The 15,440-nt window shown below is 67.1% G+C and carries 11 protein-coding genes; 1 reads left to right on the top strand and 10 read right to left on the bottom strand.

Annotated features, from left to right (window positions below):
* Positions 1–6: 6 nt before the first annotated feature.
* Positions 7–1,524, bottom strand: a complete 1,518-nt coding sequence (locus NFL01S_RS07460; protein ID WP_062972872.1) for a GGDEF domain-containing protein — start codon at positions 1,522–1,524, stop codon at positions 7–9.
* A gap of 297 nt (positions 1,525–1,821) precedes the next feature.
* Between NFL01S_RS07460 and galK the strand changes: the two genes are divergently transcribed.
* On the top strand, positions 1,822–2,967 hold the full coding sequence (galK, locus tag NFL01S_RS07455) for a galactokinase (protein WP_062972870.1): 1,146 nt from the start codon (positions 1,822–1,824) through the stop codon (positions 2,965–2,967).
* A gap of 637 nt (positions 2,968–3,604) precedes the next feature.
* Here galK and NFL01S_RS07450 read toward each other — a convergent pair.
* From NFL01S_RS07450 to ftsE, 9 genes are all read right to left on the bottom strand, one after another.
* Complete coding sequence (locus tag NFL01S_RS07450; protein WP_062972868.1) at positions 3,605–5,050, bottom strand: PepSY-associated TM helix domain-containing protein; 1,446 nt, start codon at positions 5,048–5,050, stop codon at positions 3,605–3,607.
* A gap of 165 nt (positions 5,051–5,215) precedes the next feature.
* Positions 5,216–5,770, bottom strand: a complete 555-nt coding sequence (locus tag NFL01S_RS07445) for a hypothetical protein (protein ID WP_210744431.1) — start codon at positions 5,768–5,770, stop codon at positions 5,216–5,218.
* A gap of 247 nt (positions 5,771–6,017) precedes the next feature.
* Positions 6,018–7,664, bottom strand: a complete 1,647-nt coding sequence (locus NFL01S_RS07440) for an acyl-CoA synthetase (protein ID WP_062972866.1) — start codon at positions 7,662–7,664, stop codon at positions 6,018–6,020.
* A 172-nt stretch (positions 7,665–7,836) separates the two neighbouring features.
* Positions 7,837–9,456 (bottom strand): acyl-CoA synthetase, encoded by a 1,620-nt coding sequence (locus NFL01S_RS07435; protein ID WP_084492492.1) that lies wholly within the window; start codon positions 9,454–9,456, stop codon positions 7,837–7,839.
* A gap of 209 nt (positions 9,457–9,665) precedes the next feature.
* Positions 9,666–10,301, bottom strand: a complete 636-nt coding sequence (locus NFL01S_RS07430; RefSeq protein WP_062972863.1) for a hypothetical protein — start codon at positions 10,299–10,301, stop codon at positions 9,666–9,668.
* Between the two features lie 384 nt (positions 10,302–10,685).
* Positions 10,686–11,906, bottom strand: coding sequence for an acyl-CoA dehydrogenase family protein (locus NFL01S_RS07425; protein WP_062972861.1), 1,221 nt, complete (start codon positions 11,904–11,906; stop codon positions 10,686–10,688).
* Between the two features lie 217 nt (positions 11,907–12,123).
* Complete coding sequence (locus NFL01S_RS07420; RefSeq protein WP_157116338.1) at positions 12,124–13,533, bottom strand: acyl-CoA dehydrogenase family protein; 1,410 nt, start codon at positions 13,531–13,533, stop codon at positions 12,124–12,126.
* Positions 13,534–13,824: 291 nt separating this feature from the next.
* Complete coding sequence (gene ftsX / locus NFL01S_RS07415; RefSeq protein ID WP_062972857.1) at positions 13,825–14,730, bottom strand: permease-like cell division protein FtsX; 906 nt, start codon at positions 14,728–14,730, stop codon at positions 13,825–13,827.
* Positions 14,730–15,419 (bottom strand): cell division ATP-binding protein FtsE, encoded by a 690-nt coding sequence (gene ftsE, locus NFL01S_RS07410; protein WP_062972855.1) that lies wholly within the window; start codon positions 15,417–15,419, stop codon positions 14,730–14,732. Before ftsE ends, ftsX begins: the two co-directional genes overlap by 1 nt.
* Positions 15,420–15,440: the final 21 nt, after the last annotated feature.

Raw genomic sequence — 15,440 nt, 5'->3', positions numbered from 1 at the left:
CGGTTGTCAGACCGCCGTCTCCCGCTGCCAGCTGTGCTGGATCGGCTCGGCCGGCGTATGCCGCATGGCGTCGTGGAACATGTAGCCGAAACCTCGGCGCTTCGCCAGATACATGGCCGCATCCGCATCGCGGATGAGGTCGTAGACCGTGGCGTCGATGGTGCGCGGACCGCCGCAGGCCAACCCGATACTGGCGGTGAGCGGCACCTCGCCGATACTGAGCCGGAACGGCTTCATGAAGGTGCCCAGCAGGCGTTCGGCCATTTTGGTCGCTTCGTCGCGATCCAGCGGCGCCAGTACGACGAATTCGTCGCCGCCGTACCGGGCCACCACATCGTCGCGGCGTACGGCGGTGCGAATCCGGTTCGCGGCCTCGGCGATCAATTCGTCGCCGACTGTATGCCCGTAACTGTCGTTGATCGCCTTGAACTCGTCCAGATCGACGAACAGCAGGCACAGCGAACGCTCGGCCCAGTCCCGATGTTCGCGGTGCAGAACGCGCAGCAGCGCCGAACGGTTCAGCAGTCCGGTGAGTGGATCGTGATCGGCCTGATACTTCGCCTGGCGTTCGCTACGAGCACTGCGCCCGATGGCACGTTCGCTGCGGATCAGCAACCCGATCAGCAACAGTGCCAGCACCACCGACACGATGACCTGATCGAGCGGGCTGAGCGGGGCCCGGGCCACCGGCACGAGCGAGGAAACCACCAGGGCCACCGCGATAACGCTGGCCCGCTGCCGGGAATGGTGCAGCCGGATCGGCCGCGGTGCGTTCAACGTTGTCATCGTCGGGTGCAGCGCCGCCGCGCCCACTGCCACGTAGGTCCCCAGCAGCGGAAGCAGCAGCACGTCCGGACTCACCGTCAGCGCGCCGGCCGCCGATAAGCGGTAGCCGATATCGGTGAGCAAGGCGCCCGCCACGCCGAGATGCAACAGTCGTAGCGAGGTTTCCGACCGGCTCGAGGTGGCCAGGGAATGCGCGAGCAGGGTGAGCAGCAGCGCATCGAATACGGGGAAAACTACTGTGGTCAGCGTATTCATGGCCGCCTGGCCGGAGTCCAGGACGGGGGTGATGAGGAAGATCCACGATGCCAGCAGGGCTCCGAGCCCGATCAATGCCGAGTCCAGGAGCACATCGGGATGTGCGCGGGCCCGGCGCGGCCGCAGCCACAGCACCCCTGCCAGCGAGGTTCCGATATATCCGGTGAGCGTGCAGATCTCGTCGAGAGGGGTGGACGCCGCCGGGGACATTTCCCGGACAACGGTACCGACGGCGAACGGGACGGCCGCGGCCGCGAGCAGATACCAGGGCAGGACCGAAACCGAGTGATGCCGGCGTACCCCGATCACGATCGCCGTCACTGTGCCCAGCGCGGCCGATACCGCCACCAGCAAGGACAGCACGCGCGAGTCGACAACCAGGTGAACCGTGACCGCGGCAGCCGCGATCGCAGAAACTACTGCCCAGCAACGTAACCCGTGGAAACCGTACCGTCCTGCACGCTGTGGATCGCTGATGATCATCAGCCCCCCTTGTTGTCGCTCCATTCCCGGTGAAATCGAGCCGCGTCTCAGGTCGGAAATCCTTGTCTGTCGTGCTCTACCTACCCAGCGAGCGGCGGCTGACGAAACCGAGTCTTCCTGTACGAGGGGATGTCCGAGCCGGGCGCTGTGCGACCGACACCAAAACTGGACTATTGGTCCGATGATGACATGCAGTGCCGAATTTGTCGCTGTCTTGGCGCAACAACGTCGTAACGGGTGTTCCGAGTATCGGCGGTGTACCGACCGGCCGCCTGCCGTAGCTCGTACGGTGGTCCGGTGACTGAAAGCGAGGAGAGGACCGGCACACGCCGCGCCTGGTCGGCGCCCGGCCGGGTCAACCTGATCGGTGAGCACACCGATTACAACGACGGGTTCGTCCTGCCGATCGCGATACCGCTGACGGTCACCTGCCGCGGCGTCCAGCACACGGACCGGCCGGTACAGGTGCGATCCCGGCAGCGCCCGGGTGAACCGGTGCGCCTACCGGCCACGGACTTGGCCGCCGCCCGTGACCGGGTACCCGGATGGGCGCGGTATCCCCTCGGGGTGCTGGCCGAGTTCGGGCGGCGCGGGCATCGGGTCGAAGGACTGGACCTCGAATTCGACGGCGAAGTACCGGCCGGCGCCGGACTGTCCTCCTCGGCAGCCTTGTGCTGTGCCACCGCTGTGGCCGTACGGGATCTCTGCGCGCCGGAGACCGGCGAACGGGAACTGATCGATATCGCCCGCGCCGCCGAGAACGACTACGTGGGCGCACCGACCGGAATTCTCGACCATGCTGCCTCGATCCTGTGCACCGCCGGGCATGCGCTGTTCCTGGACGTGCGTGCCTTCCAGAGCTCGGAAACCGGGGGGCTCGAACAGCTCCCGTTCGACCTGGCGGCGACCGGTCTGCGACTGCTGGTGATCGATACCGGTCAGGCCCACGAGCACGCCGGCGGCGGATACGCCGCCCGCCGGGGCGAATGCGCCGAAGCGGCAGCGGCGCTCGGCGTGGGCTCGCTGCGCGATATCGGCGGTATCGACCAGCTCACCGGCCTCACCGACCCCGTGCTGTACCGCCGCGCACACCATGTGGTGAGTGAGAACGAGCGGGTGCGCCGCGTCGCCGCACTGCTCCGCGAAGGGGTGGACCCCCGGGCCATCGGCCCTCTGCTGAGCGAGGGCCATGCCTCGCTGCGCGACGATTTCGCCGTTTCCACCGAGGTGCTGGATGCGGCCGTCGACACGGCGCAGCAGGCCGGGGCACACGGGTCTCGCATGGTGGGCGGTGGATTCGGCGGCAGCATCATCGCCCTGGTCGATACCGCCGACGCCGAGCGGATCGGCGAGGTGGTACGGCAGCGCTTGGCCGAAATCGGCTACAACCGTTCACGAACCTTCGAAGCCATCGCCGGTCCGGGCGCCGGGCCACTCGGGTGACTCCGGACAGCGGCGCCCGGCCGGCCGGGCGATCCGGAACGGTGGCCTCACGGAGGTCTGGCGCCGGTAGACCGGTAGTACGTGCTGACGGTGTACACGCCGTCGCAGGCGGTATGCGCACGGCGGCCGATTTCGGGGACAAGGCACCGTGGTCGTGGTCGTCGGCGGCACGTCGGCATCGCTGGATTGCCGGACACTGCCACGACATTCGTACCTGTCCGCCGGGCAGACTGTGGGCGCCACCGGCTTCGACGGCCATGGCCGCGACGGTTTTGTGCTCGAACACATCTGGGTGAAGAACCCCAGGCTCCCGCAGGTGACCACGCGTAGCACCCCAGGGAGGAGCTGAGTGGGACAACCCGCCGAAGGTGAAGAAATCGAGCGGATCGGGAACGGTGCGACAAGGCCCGCCGAATCGGGTTGCAGCGGCCGGGGCCTTCGAAACCGCCGGTCCGGGCGCGGGGTTCACCAGGCCGGCCCGGTAGCCGGGCGGAAGTCGCCTGCAGCCGTGATCTGCGGTCGGATGGCATATGGTCGACCTGCGTGCTGTGACCCAGCCGTATCGGTATCGCCGGGTCGGTGGGTGGAGGCACGCCGGAGCCGGACTATGCCGGCCCCGGCGTGCGCGTCGGGTTTCTCAGGCGGCCGCCCGCAGTCTCCGTACCCGGCCGACGATGATGTCGACCACCAGGAAACCCAGCAGGCTCAGGCCGAAAACCGGCGCGAACCAGCCGATCAGCGCCGCTACGGCAAGCACCGGGACAGCGAGCCGCAGGGAGCGGCGAAGCGCACCACGCTGTGGGGGTTTACCTGCGGCGCGCCAGGTGCCGGCGGTGGCGGGGCGGCGCTGCCACCACATGCGGTAACCGCGCACGATCACGGTGATCAGGCCGATCATCGCCGCCAACAGCAGTAGCTGGTTGAGCAGGCCGAACATCAGGCCCATATGGAGCTGGATACCCCAATTGGCCAGTTTGGCCATGAGAGTCCACTCGGAATAGGGGAGCCGGTCGGTGATCGCTCCGGTGGCACCGTCGACCGCGACCGCGTCCACCGTGAGGGTGCCCGACCGGCGCAGTTCCTTCACGGCGAAGGCGCCGGCGTCGTCGCCGGGGATGCTGATCTCGGCAGCGCGGGTTACTCCGGCCGTGCGGGCGGCGGCCAGTACGGTGTCCAGTTGCTCGATCCGCTCGGTGGGGACGGTATGTGTCATCGTGGGCCCGCCGTGATGGCCGGCGTGTCCGGAGTGGTCCGCAGACGGTGTATTCGGTAGCGCGGTGTCGACCGTGGGGGTGGTCCAGCTGAGGTTCTCCCGCAACTGCTCGATGTTGGCGCCCGCATAGGTCGACCAGGTGAGTCCTGTTGCCGACAACAGAAGCAGGATCGGCAGGATCCATATGCCGACCGCCCCGTGCCAGTTGAGCCGCCGTCCGCGCGTATTCGATGTCAGATCGGGGGCGAACAGCCAGGCCGTGGAGTTGCGGCGGCGGCGCGCCCGCACACGCCGTACCCACAGCACCAGCCCGGCCAGGGCGATCAGCCACAGCCACGAGGCTGCCAGCTCGGAGTACAGCCGGCCCGGTTCACCCAGATGCAGGTGGCGGTGTGCCTGCGATATCCAGGCCCGGACCGGCAGCGCGCCCGAGCTGCCGTAGACCACGGATTCGCCCACCGGCTGCGCGGTGACGGGGTCGACGAAGACCGCACGGCGGTCGGATTCCCCGAGACCGGGATCGCTGAACAGGACCCGGGTCGTTTCGCCCGGTTCCGGTGCCGGGGCGACCGCGACCAGGGTGAGATCCGGGCGTATCGCGACTCCCGCGGCTACCTGCTCCGACAGCGGCCGTTGCGGACCCTCGGAACCCACGTACAGCACGTCTCGGCCGGTAAAGGATTCGATGGTCGGGGAGATCGCGTAGAGGGCTCCGGTCACCGCCGCTATCAGGACGAACGGCCCCACGAAGAGGCCGGCGTAGAAATGCAGCCGGAGTGCGAGCGCGCGGAATGCGCCTCGGCCCGGCCTGTTCGTATCGGTCGCGGGAGCGGCATTATCGCGCGCCGCGGCGACCTCGGTGGTACTCAAGGTTGCTACCTGCCTGTGCTGGTTCGGGCGCATCACCGGGCCGTGCCGGGTGTGCGCACAGACCCCGGCGGCCGGCTACGGGCTCGACCGGGATGAGGACATCCGGCGCGGACGACGGCGAACCGTGCGGCAGGCACGGCGCGGCCCGCAGGCCGGAACGAGTGATCAGACCAGGACGGTTGCGGGTGGGGCGCGGGTACCCCCGGTACCCGTCACGAGGATGCGTGGAATCAGGCGGTCGCGATGCGTCGTTCGCAGCGGAGCCGGCCCGGCGATCGCGGGGACTCGCGGAAAGCGCGGGATGATCCGGGCAAGCGCTGCCGTACCGGTCCGGTAGGCGGCCTCGGCGCCCCGGACGAGCAGCGCGGCGGCCCACGCGGCCAGTACATGTGCCGCGATCATCGCGGGTGTCAGTTGCAGGTCACCGTGGTGCAGGTGCCCGCTGCCCCAGCCGAGGCAGAAATGGCCCAGCAGTTGGCCGGCCGTCAGTGCGGTGGTGAGCCCGGCTGCCCCGGTGCGTAACCCGGACACCAGCGCGCCCAACGCCGCGGCCGTGGCACCGAGCAGCATGATCGCCGTACTGTCGGGGACAGTGGTGGGGGCGGCCCAGCCGTGAGCGGCTACCGCCACGCTGCCCGAGATCAGTCCGGCCACCGCACCACGGACGCGGGCGGCACCGCGACGGTCCACCGGATGGGTGGCACCGAACCTGATCTGCACCGGGCGATGATAGCTGTGTTTTCGGCCCGCCGGCGCGTGTGGGGTTCGGTCGTCTCGACGGGCCGAACCGTTGCCGGGCCTCGTTGAACCGCGTGCCGCCGTTGTCACATCGGTTCAGTGGGTGGCGAGGCCCGGACTCCCGGCTGGAGCCGGTGCTGCTGTTCGTCGGTGGGGCCGACGGTCCAGGTCCTGGTCGGCGGCGGCGCTGGTGTCGACCGCCCGGGCTCGTAGCCGTGTGGTCGGCGGGTCACTGGTTCGATTCCAGCTCCGTCAGAGGTTTGCGGAGCAGTTTGCCGGTGGCGTTGCGGGGGAGTTCGTCGAGGAAGATCACTTCGCGAGGAACCTTGTAACGGGCGAGATTGGCCTTGACGTAGTCCTTGATCTCCTGCGGGTCGCGTGCCGAATCGGGGCCGGGGACCACGACCGCCCGTAGGCGTTTGCCGAACTCGCGATCGTCCACGCCGACCACCGCGGCCTCCAGGACATCGGGGCGGTTCGCGATGAGATGCTCGACTTCCTGGGGGAAGACGTTCTCGCCGCCGGAGACGATCATATCGTCGTCGCGGCCGTCGATGAACAGCAGACCGTTACGGTCCAGATGCCCGACATCGCCGGACGACATCATCCCGTCGACCTGCTCCTTGGTCCGGCCGTCGGTATAGGCCTTGAACGCGTGTGGGTTGTCGATGAAGATCGTGCCGGTCACGCCCGGTTCGGTGATCCGTTTGCGATTCTCGTCGTACAGCGCGATCCGCACTCCGACCGGTGGCCGGCCCGCCGTGGTCGGCTCGGCCCGCAGTTCCTCCGGTGTGGCCACGGTGATCACCGCGCATTCGGTGGAGCCGTACAGGTTGTACAGCACATCGCCGAAGTATTCGCCGGTGCGCACCACCACATCCGGCGGGATCGCCGAACCGGCCGCGAAGATGACCCGCAGCGAGGACACGTCGTAGCGGTCCAGGATTTCGCGTGGCTGATCGAGGAGGCGCTGCAGCATGGTCGGTACCACGACGAGTGAATCCGCCCGGTAGCGCTCGATATTGGCGAGGGTGAGCTCGGGGTCGAAACGCCGCTGCTGGAAGATCACCCGGTTGCCGAGACCCAGGCCGAGGCTGAACTGAGACAGTCCGGTGCCGTGGAAGATCGGCGCCGCCATCACCATGGTGCCGTTGCTGGGCAGCGGAACCCGGTCGATGAACTGGGCGGAGATGAAGGGGCTGACCTTGTCGCGCGGGGCGCCTTTCGGGGTTCCGGTGGTACCGCTGGTCAGGATAACCGTGCCGCCGGGTTTACCGGGTGCGGTGAGCGGTGCGGTGGATTGTCCGGCGGATACCGATTGGACCGTGGGGATCGCCGGATCGGCGTGGTCGGATTCGTCGACCCAGGTCAGGATGCGCGGGATCGACTCCGGGATCGCGCTCAGGAGCTCGAAGAATTCGCTGTCGTGCAGGACGGCTTTGACCCGCTCGCGTTCGGCCACATCGGCAAACTGCGGTGTGGCGAAGCCGGTGTTCATCAGTACCGCACGCAGACCCAGTTTGCCGCAGGTCAGCATGCTCAGCACCATGCCGCGGTGGTCGCGGGCCAGGATCGCCACCACATCACCGGCGCGCAGGCCGTGTTCGACGAGTCCGCGCGCGAAGGCGTTCGACTGTTCGTCCAGCTCGCGGAAGGTGAGCTCGCCTTTTTCGTCGGCGATTGCGGGGGAGTCGGGACGGTCCTGCACGGCATGCATCACGACAGCCGCGAACGGACCGTATCTGCCCGCATTGACCATCGACTTGACGGCATGGTCGAGCCGCAGCGGATCGAACAGGCCGCGTTTACGCATCACGTTCACGGCCAGCGCGATATCGCCGGCTTTGCGAACGGGGCCGGGCAGCGACAATTGCATCGGCGACAACCTTCCGCGGCACAACCGCCGGACCGGCGGCCTACCTGTTCGAGCTCCAGTGCTGTGCCAACCCTAGCAATCCGGCCGCCCGATGCGACGGCATTGTCTCGGACAGTAAAGAAACCGGGACATCGCTGTGGAATGTCCCGGTTTCGTCGTCTCGGAAGCGGTATCAGACCTCGTATTCCACCAGGACCCGGCGCAGCAGTTTCCCGGTGGGATTGCGCGGCAGATCTTCGAGGAACACGACCTCGCGCGGCACCTTGTACCGGGCCAGGTTCTCCTTCACGTGGGCCTTGATCTCGTCCTCGGTCGGCGTATGGCCGGGTTCGGGCACGACGAACGCGCGCAACCGCTTACCGAACTCCACATCGTCCACTCCGACCACGGCGGCATCGAAGATGTCCTCGCGTTCCAGCAGCAGGTTCTCCACCTCTTGCGGGAAGACGTTCTCGCCGCCGGAGACGATCATGTCGTCGTCGCGGCCGTCGACCATCAGCAGGCCGTCCTCGGTGAAATGACCGACATCCCCGCTGGACATGTAGCCGTCGATGATCTGCTTGTGCCGGCCGTCGGTATACCCCTCGAACGGTGCACCGCTGCGGACGAAGATCCGGGCGGTGACATCCTTGGCGTCGACGCGCTTGTCGTTGTCGTCGTACAACCGCACATCACAGGTCAGCGGGGGACGGCCGACGGTGCCGGGGGCTTTGGCGAGCTCGTGCGGCTGGGCAACGGTCGCGATGGCGACCTCGGTGGATCCGTAGAGATTGTGGACCACCGGTCCGAAGACCTCGGCCGCGCGGATGCTGAGTTCCGGTGAGAGGGCCGAGCCTGCCAGCACGATGCCCTTCAGCGAGGACGTATCGTACTTCGCCCGGATCTCCTCGGGCAGTTCCACCATCCGGTGCAGCATGGTCGGTACCGCGACGAGCATATCGGCCTTGTGATCGGACACCATCTTCAATGTCGCTTCGGCGTCGAAACGGCGCCGCATGACTATTTTGTTGGTCAGGCCGGTGGCTACGAGCCAGGTACCGAGGCCCGTGCTGTGGAAGATCGGTGACACGATCACCATCGTGGCGCGTTTGCGGAACGGCATCCGGTCCAGGAACTGCGCGGTGGCCAGCGGGGAAGCCTTCTCGCGCGGCGCGCCCTTCGGCAATCCGGTGGTACCGCTGGTCAGAATGATGAAACCACCCGGCTTACTCGGTACGGGCAGTTCGTCGAGGCCGTTCTCGGCAATCAGATCGTCGAGGCTCTTCGCGCCTTCGGGGAGTTCGGTGCCCTCGTCCACCCAGGTCAGGAAACGCGGCATATCGGCCGGCAGAGCGTCGAGCAGGCCGAGGAATTCACTGTCGTGCAGGACCGCCGCGACCTTCTCGCGTTCGCACACCTCGGCGAACTGCGGTTTGGCGAAGCCGGTGTTCATCAGGGCGATCTTCACCCCCAGCTTACCGGCGGCGGCCATCGACAGGATGAGGCCGCGATGGTCGCGGGCCAGGATGCCGATCACGGTGCCCTCGGTGAGGCCGGCCTTGCGCAGGCCGTTCGCGATCTTCGTGGACTGCTCGTCGAGTTCGCGGTAGCTCAGCTCACCGCGCTCGTCGACCAGGCCCTGCGCATCCGGGGCGATCCGGGCCGAATGCATGATCAGCGTCGCCTGCGGGATATAGGTCTTGGAATCCTTGAGCGTCCGCAGAGTTTCCCCCGGATTCTTCAGATCGATGAATCCACTGGACTGCAGCAGCCCATATGCCTTGACAGTCTCCAGCGTATGCGCCAGGTTCACCCTCGAACACCTCCACAGATCCTCGCGTCGGCACTCGACCTAGCGATTCCGAACGGCATATCGGGGCTCACGGTAGCAGTGAAAGTGCGTACGCTCACAACGTACGCACCGGACAAAAACGACACCGCCGCCGTAGCCCGAACATCCCATGAAATGGGCACGTGCCGGATATCCGGCACGTGCCCGAGCTGTGCTTATCTGCCGGAGGCTCAGTTGTAGATCGAGCCCAGCGACGGGAAGGTGATCTCCCCGCGCGCGTACTGGAAGCCATCCGGGTGTTCCGCGCTCACCGGGACCGGCCACCGATGCCACAGGCTGCCGTAGACGGCGGCCACGATCATGCCGGGCCCCGGATCGATCACCCGGGTGCGGATGGTGGTGTCGGCGATGATGTCGATGTGCTCGGTCAGTGGTTCCATCCCGCTGCGGCCGTTCGACAGGTTCAGCCAGACCACCTCCAGCCGGGCCCCGGCCTGATTCGGGGCGATGGTGCCGGGGCCGCCGAAGAAAGCGAACCGGAAACCGTCGACATTCAGCGCCACACCCGACCCGTACATGCCCGGTCCGCCCCCGCGGCCGATATTCGACTCGGCCGGAATCTGGAACGGCTGGGCCGGTAGCGCCGCCTCGCGCGCGGCATCGGTGACCCGCGGATCGCCGATGAGCATATCGACGGCACGTTCGGCGCCGGGGTTGCCCGCGGCGGCCGTCCGTAGCTGCTGGGTCGCCGACACCCAATCGACCTGGGCCGGCTCGGCGGTGGCATGTCCGGTGAAGAGCATGGTGGCCGCGGCCGTAGCGGCGAGTGAGGTGACGAGCCGACGGGCGAAGCCCTTTGTGCGCATAACCAGTCTCCTTGCAGATACGTTATCCGGGGCACTGCACCCGGGGGTGGGGTCAGCAGGGTGGAGAGGGGCAACACGTACCGGCGGATCCGGGCGTCGAGCGGAGGCGAACCCGCCGGGTCGAACAAATCGCGAAAATGGTCGTCACCAACATGTCACCCGGTCGGCACGCTGTCCAGAACGCCGCGCGGGCGTGGGGAGCGCAATCTCGGTCCGGCCGCGCCCGAGTAAGGCGAGGGCCGGCCTCCCCGGCGCCGCCGAACGATGTGATGAGCAGCCGAACGAAGTAACCGTCGAACCTCGCGGAACCGGTGCCGGACGGAGGCATGCCGAACCGGCCCGGACCGCTACGGCGTTCCGGACCGGTTCCGCTCGGTGATCTGCCTACTTCAGTTCGGCGCTGGTCTTGTTCAGGACCCGGCGGGCGACGATGAGCTGCTGGATCTGCTGGGTGCCCTCGAAGATGTCGAGAATCTTGGAGTCGCGACCCCACTTCTCCAGCAGCAGGCGCTGCGAATACCCCACGGCGCCGGCCAGTTCGACCGACTTCAGGGTCACATCGGTGCCCGTACGACCTGCCTTCGCCTTCGACATCGAGGCCTGGAGCGAGTTGGGCTGTTTGTTGTCGGCCATCCAGGCCGCCCGCATCGCCAGGAGGTAGGCGGATTCGTAGTCCGCCTCCATCCGCAGGAATTCGGCCGCCGCGGCGTGCTGGTTGTTGGGCGGGGTGTCGTAGGAGATCTCGATACCCGCGTCGGTGAGAATGGTGCGCAGTTCCTCGAGCGCGGCCCGGGTGACGCCGATGGCCATCGCCGCGACCATGGGGCGGGTGTTGTCGAAGGTCTGCATGACCCCCGCGAAACCCTTCTCCACGTTCACTTCCGGGCTGCCGAGGATATTGTCCTTCGGGATCCGGCAGTCCTGGAGCAGCAGTACCGCGGTATCGGAGGCCTTGATGCCGAGCTTGTGCTCGAGCCGGGCCACCGACAGGCCGGGGGCGTCACGCGGGACCACGAACGATTTGATGGCGGCGCGGCCGAGGCTGCGATCCACCGACGCCCACACCACGATATGGGTGGAGCGCTCACCGGCGGTCACGAAGATCTTCTCGCCGTTGAGCACCCATTCGTCGCCGTCGAGGACGGCGGTGGTGGTGACGGCGGCCGAATCGGAGCCGAAGCTGGGCTCGGTGATGGCCATGGAAGCCCACACCTTGCCGAACCGTTCCAGCTGCTCGTCGGTGGCGACCGCGGCGATCGCGGCATTGCCCAGCCCCTGATAGGGGATCGACAGCATCAGCCCGACATCGCCCCACGAGGTTTCCAGCGCGTTGAGCAGCGCCGACATATTGCCGCCGTTGGCGTTGACGGGCATGGTGGCGGGACTTTCGTCCTCATCGGACCGGCCACCCGCCGCGCCGCTGATCTTCTGGGTGCCCGAATCGCTGAGCCCGTCGACCATGGCGGCCATCGTGTCGAGCTCCACCGGGTACTCGTGTTCGGCGAGGTCGTATTTGCGCGAGATCGGCCGGAAGATCTGCGCGGCCACCTGATGGGCCTGATTCGCGCTGGCCCGCAGCTTTTTGGGAAGTTCGAGATTGATCATCAAAAATCTCCTGGATGAAGGATCGGGGGTCCTTGCGGCTCACCGCTTGCCGAATGCCGGTCGGCGTGCGCTCTGCGCCCTCCTGGAGCTTCACCTTTGTGGTTCGGGGTCCGTCTCGTTCTGGAGCGACGGAGCGGTGCAGCGTTGCGGAGGAGCGGCGGAATGAAGAACGAGACCCACGGGGCCCCGAACCCCGCGCCGCCGTTGGCGGCGCCGATTACACGAGCACGATTCCCTCGGCGATACCGATACCGCGCAGATCGCGGTACCAGCGCTCGACCGGGTGTTCCTTGGTGAAACCGTGCCCGCCGAGCAGCTGCACACCGTCGAGACCGAACCGCATTCCCTTGTCGGTCGCGAGCTTCTTGGCCAGCGCGGCCTCGCGGGCGAAGGTGAGGCCCTGTTCGGCACGGGCCGCGCCGCGCAGGGTCACCAGACGCAGGCCGTCGAGTTCGATGGCGATATCGGCGACCATGAAGGCCACTGCCTGCCGGTGGCTGATCGGTTCGCCGAATGCCTCGCGCTCGTTGACGTACGGGATCACATAGTCGAGTACGGCCTGGCCGGTTCCGGCGGCCAGGGAGGCCCAGCCCAGACGGGCCAGCTGGACTGCGTCGCGGTAGTCGGCGGCGTGCTGTTTGGCATCGCCCTCACCGAGGATCGCGTCGGTCCCGACGGCAACATTGTCCAGGACGAGCCGGCCCAGACCGGCCGCGCGCAGACCCATGCTGGGATCGGCCTCCACCGACAGGCCCTGGGCGTCGGATTCCACGATGAACAGTGCCGGGCGGCCGTCGAGTTCCGCGCCGACCACGAAGAGCTCGGCGTCGGCGGCGGCCGGGACCAGGCTCTTCACACCGTTGAGCCGGTAACCACTGGGCGACCGCACGGCCGTGGTCTGCAGGGTGAACGGATCGAACAGGGCGCGCGGTTCGCTGATGACGACCGACGCCTGCGGCACGTTCTCGCCGGTGAACGCGGGGAGATAGGTCTGCTGCTGGGCGTCGGTGCCCCATTGGGACAGTGTGACGGCGACGCCACTGGGTGCCAATAGTGGCAGGGCCAGGCCCATATCCCCGTGTGCGAGCGCCTCGGCCACCATCGAGTTGGTGACGGCACCGCGTTCGGTGGCCGCGCCCTCCAGCTCTTCGGGCACGTTGATCAGGGTGATACCGAGTTCTGCGGCGCGGCCCAGCAGATCTTTCGGGGCGGCGGCGGCCTCGTCGGCGTCGTGCGCGGCCGGGCGCAGGATCTCGGCCGCGAACTCCCGGACCGTCTCGACGATCATCTGCTGTTCGTCGGTGGGGGTGAGATCGAAGTAGTCCTTGGTCTTCGACTCGTTGTCCGGGAGACGCTTGGGCGCGCCGCCACCGGCGACCTTGTTGAAGGCGCGGGTCGCGGCACCCAGGGTCCGGAAGCCGGTTCGGGTGCTTTCGTAGGTGACCCGGTCGATCGGTTTGCGGAGATTGTATTTCTCGGCGAGTTCCGAGCCGGTGATCGTCGACATGACCCGCATGGCGGCGCCCATCCAATCCCGTTTGGGTTGGTGCAGGCCCACCCCGTTCTCCTGGCGGACGCCGTTGTCCGGACGCCGCTTGGTAGCGCTGTCTCGAATGCTCATCATCACCTGTTTTCTCGCGCGGGGTGAGGGTCTGGCCCCAGCTATCTTACTGCGGAGTAAGGCTATCTTACTGAAGAGTAAGAACGGCGTCGAGTGCCAGTTCTGTCCTGGTGAGCGGACATCTCTCGGGGATTACCCACACGGCAGAGCGGTACCGCCCGTCCAGCAGCGGACGGGCGGTACCGGAACGGTGTGCGCGGGAAGCCGGAGGGTGCGTGCTCCGGCTGCCTTGGACATGTTTTCGTGACCGGGTCGTAGCGCTCGTAGCGCTGTGACCGGCCTGTACGGCCGGGCGCGCTACTCGCGCACGTACCAGCGCAGGGTGGCGTAGGCGGTGAGCCCCGCGAACACCACGCCGACCGGGACAACCATCAGCGCGGTGGTGAAAATATCGTCGAAGGTGATCGCCGGGAAAACGTTGCTCGCGAACAGATCGCCCAGGGCGCGGTCGATCACCAGTGGGCGGGCCGCGAACAGGCCCGCTGTCGCGAGCAGGCCGCCCGCCAGCGCGGCCACCACGGCCTCGAGCAGGAACGGCAACTGGGTGTACCAGCGGGTGGCGCCGACCAGGCGCATGATGTGCACCTCGGTCCGCCGGGTGAACGCCGCGATCTGCACCATGTTCGCGATCAGCAACAGCGCCGCCACCGCCTGCAGTACAGCCATCCCGAACGCCGCATTGCGCAATCCGTCGAACAGGCTCACCAGCCGGTCCACGATGTCCTTGTCGTTGCGCACCATGCCCACCCCGGGGCTTTCGGAGAACTGCTCGTAGATCGTGGGATAGAGCGAGGCATCGCTCATCTTGACCCGCAACGAGGCCGGTAACGGCGTCTCGCTCACGTACTCGGCGAGTTCCGGCTGGTCCTTGAAGGTTTTCTCCGTGGCCTCCCGGACCGCGGCGTCGCGGTTGAGGTACTGCACCGTCTCCACGCCGTCGACGGTTTTCAGATCGGCCATCAAGGTCTGGCAGAGATCCTGCGCGCAGTCCGGATCGTTCGCGGAGATGTCCTCGGTCAGATACAGCCGCACTTCGAGCCGGTCCAGGAAGTACTGCTCGGTCTTGTCGGCGATCCGGATCGCCAGGATGCCGCCACCGAGCATGGTCAGGGAGACTGCCGTCGTCAGGATCATCGCAATCGTCATGGTGAGGTTACGGCGCAGGCCCTCGGAGACCTCGCCGAACAGGAAGCCCGCGCGCATTACCGGGCCACCTCGTAACCGCCGGTCGCCTGATCGCGAACCAGCCGGCCCTCATAGAGCTCCACCACCCGGCGCTGCATACCGTCCACGATCAACGGGTCGTGGGTGGCCATGAGCACGGTGGTGCCCATCCGGTTGATGTGCTCGAGCAGCAGCATGATCTCGTAACTCGTCTCGGGGTCGAGGTTGCCGGTGGGTTCGTCGGCCAGCATCACCAGCGGGCGGTTCACGAAGGCTCGGGCGATCGCGACCCGCTGTTGTTCGCCGCCGGACAGTTCGCTGGGCAGCCGGTCGGCTTTCCCGCTCAGCCCGACCAACTCCAATACCTCCGGCACGGTCCGGTCGATGAACTGGCGGCGTTTACCGATCACCTCCAGCGCGAACGCCACATTCTGGGTGACCGTCCGCTGTTGCAGCAGCCGGAAATCCTGGAACACGCAGCCCACCCGCTGCCGCAGCCGGGGTACCCGCCGGCCGGGCAGCCGATCCACCCGGAAATCCGCGACATGGATCTCGCCCCCGGTCGGGATCTCCTCCTTGATGAGCATCCGCATGAAGGTCGATTTGCCGGAGCCGGAGGGACCGATGAGGAAGACGAACTCACCCTTGTCGATATGGACGGTGACGTTCTCCAGTGCGGCTCGCGTCGCGGTCGGATACGACTTGCTGACGTCGCGCAGGGTGATCACGAGGAGTCAGTGTAACCATTC

Source organism: Nocardia flavorosea NBRC 108225, assembly GCF_001613385.1.
GTDB lineage: Bacteria > Actinomycetota > Actinomycetes > Mycobacteriales > Mycobacteriaceae > Nocardia > Nocardia flavorosea.
This window is presented reverse-complemented; position numbering and strand designations above follow the sequence as displayed.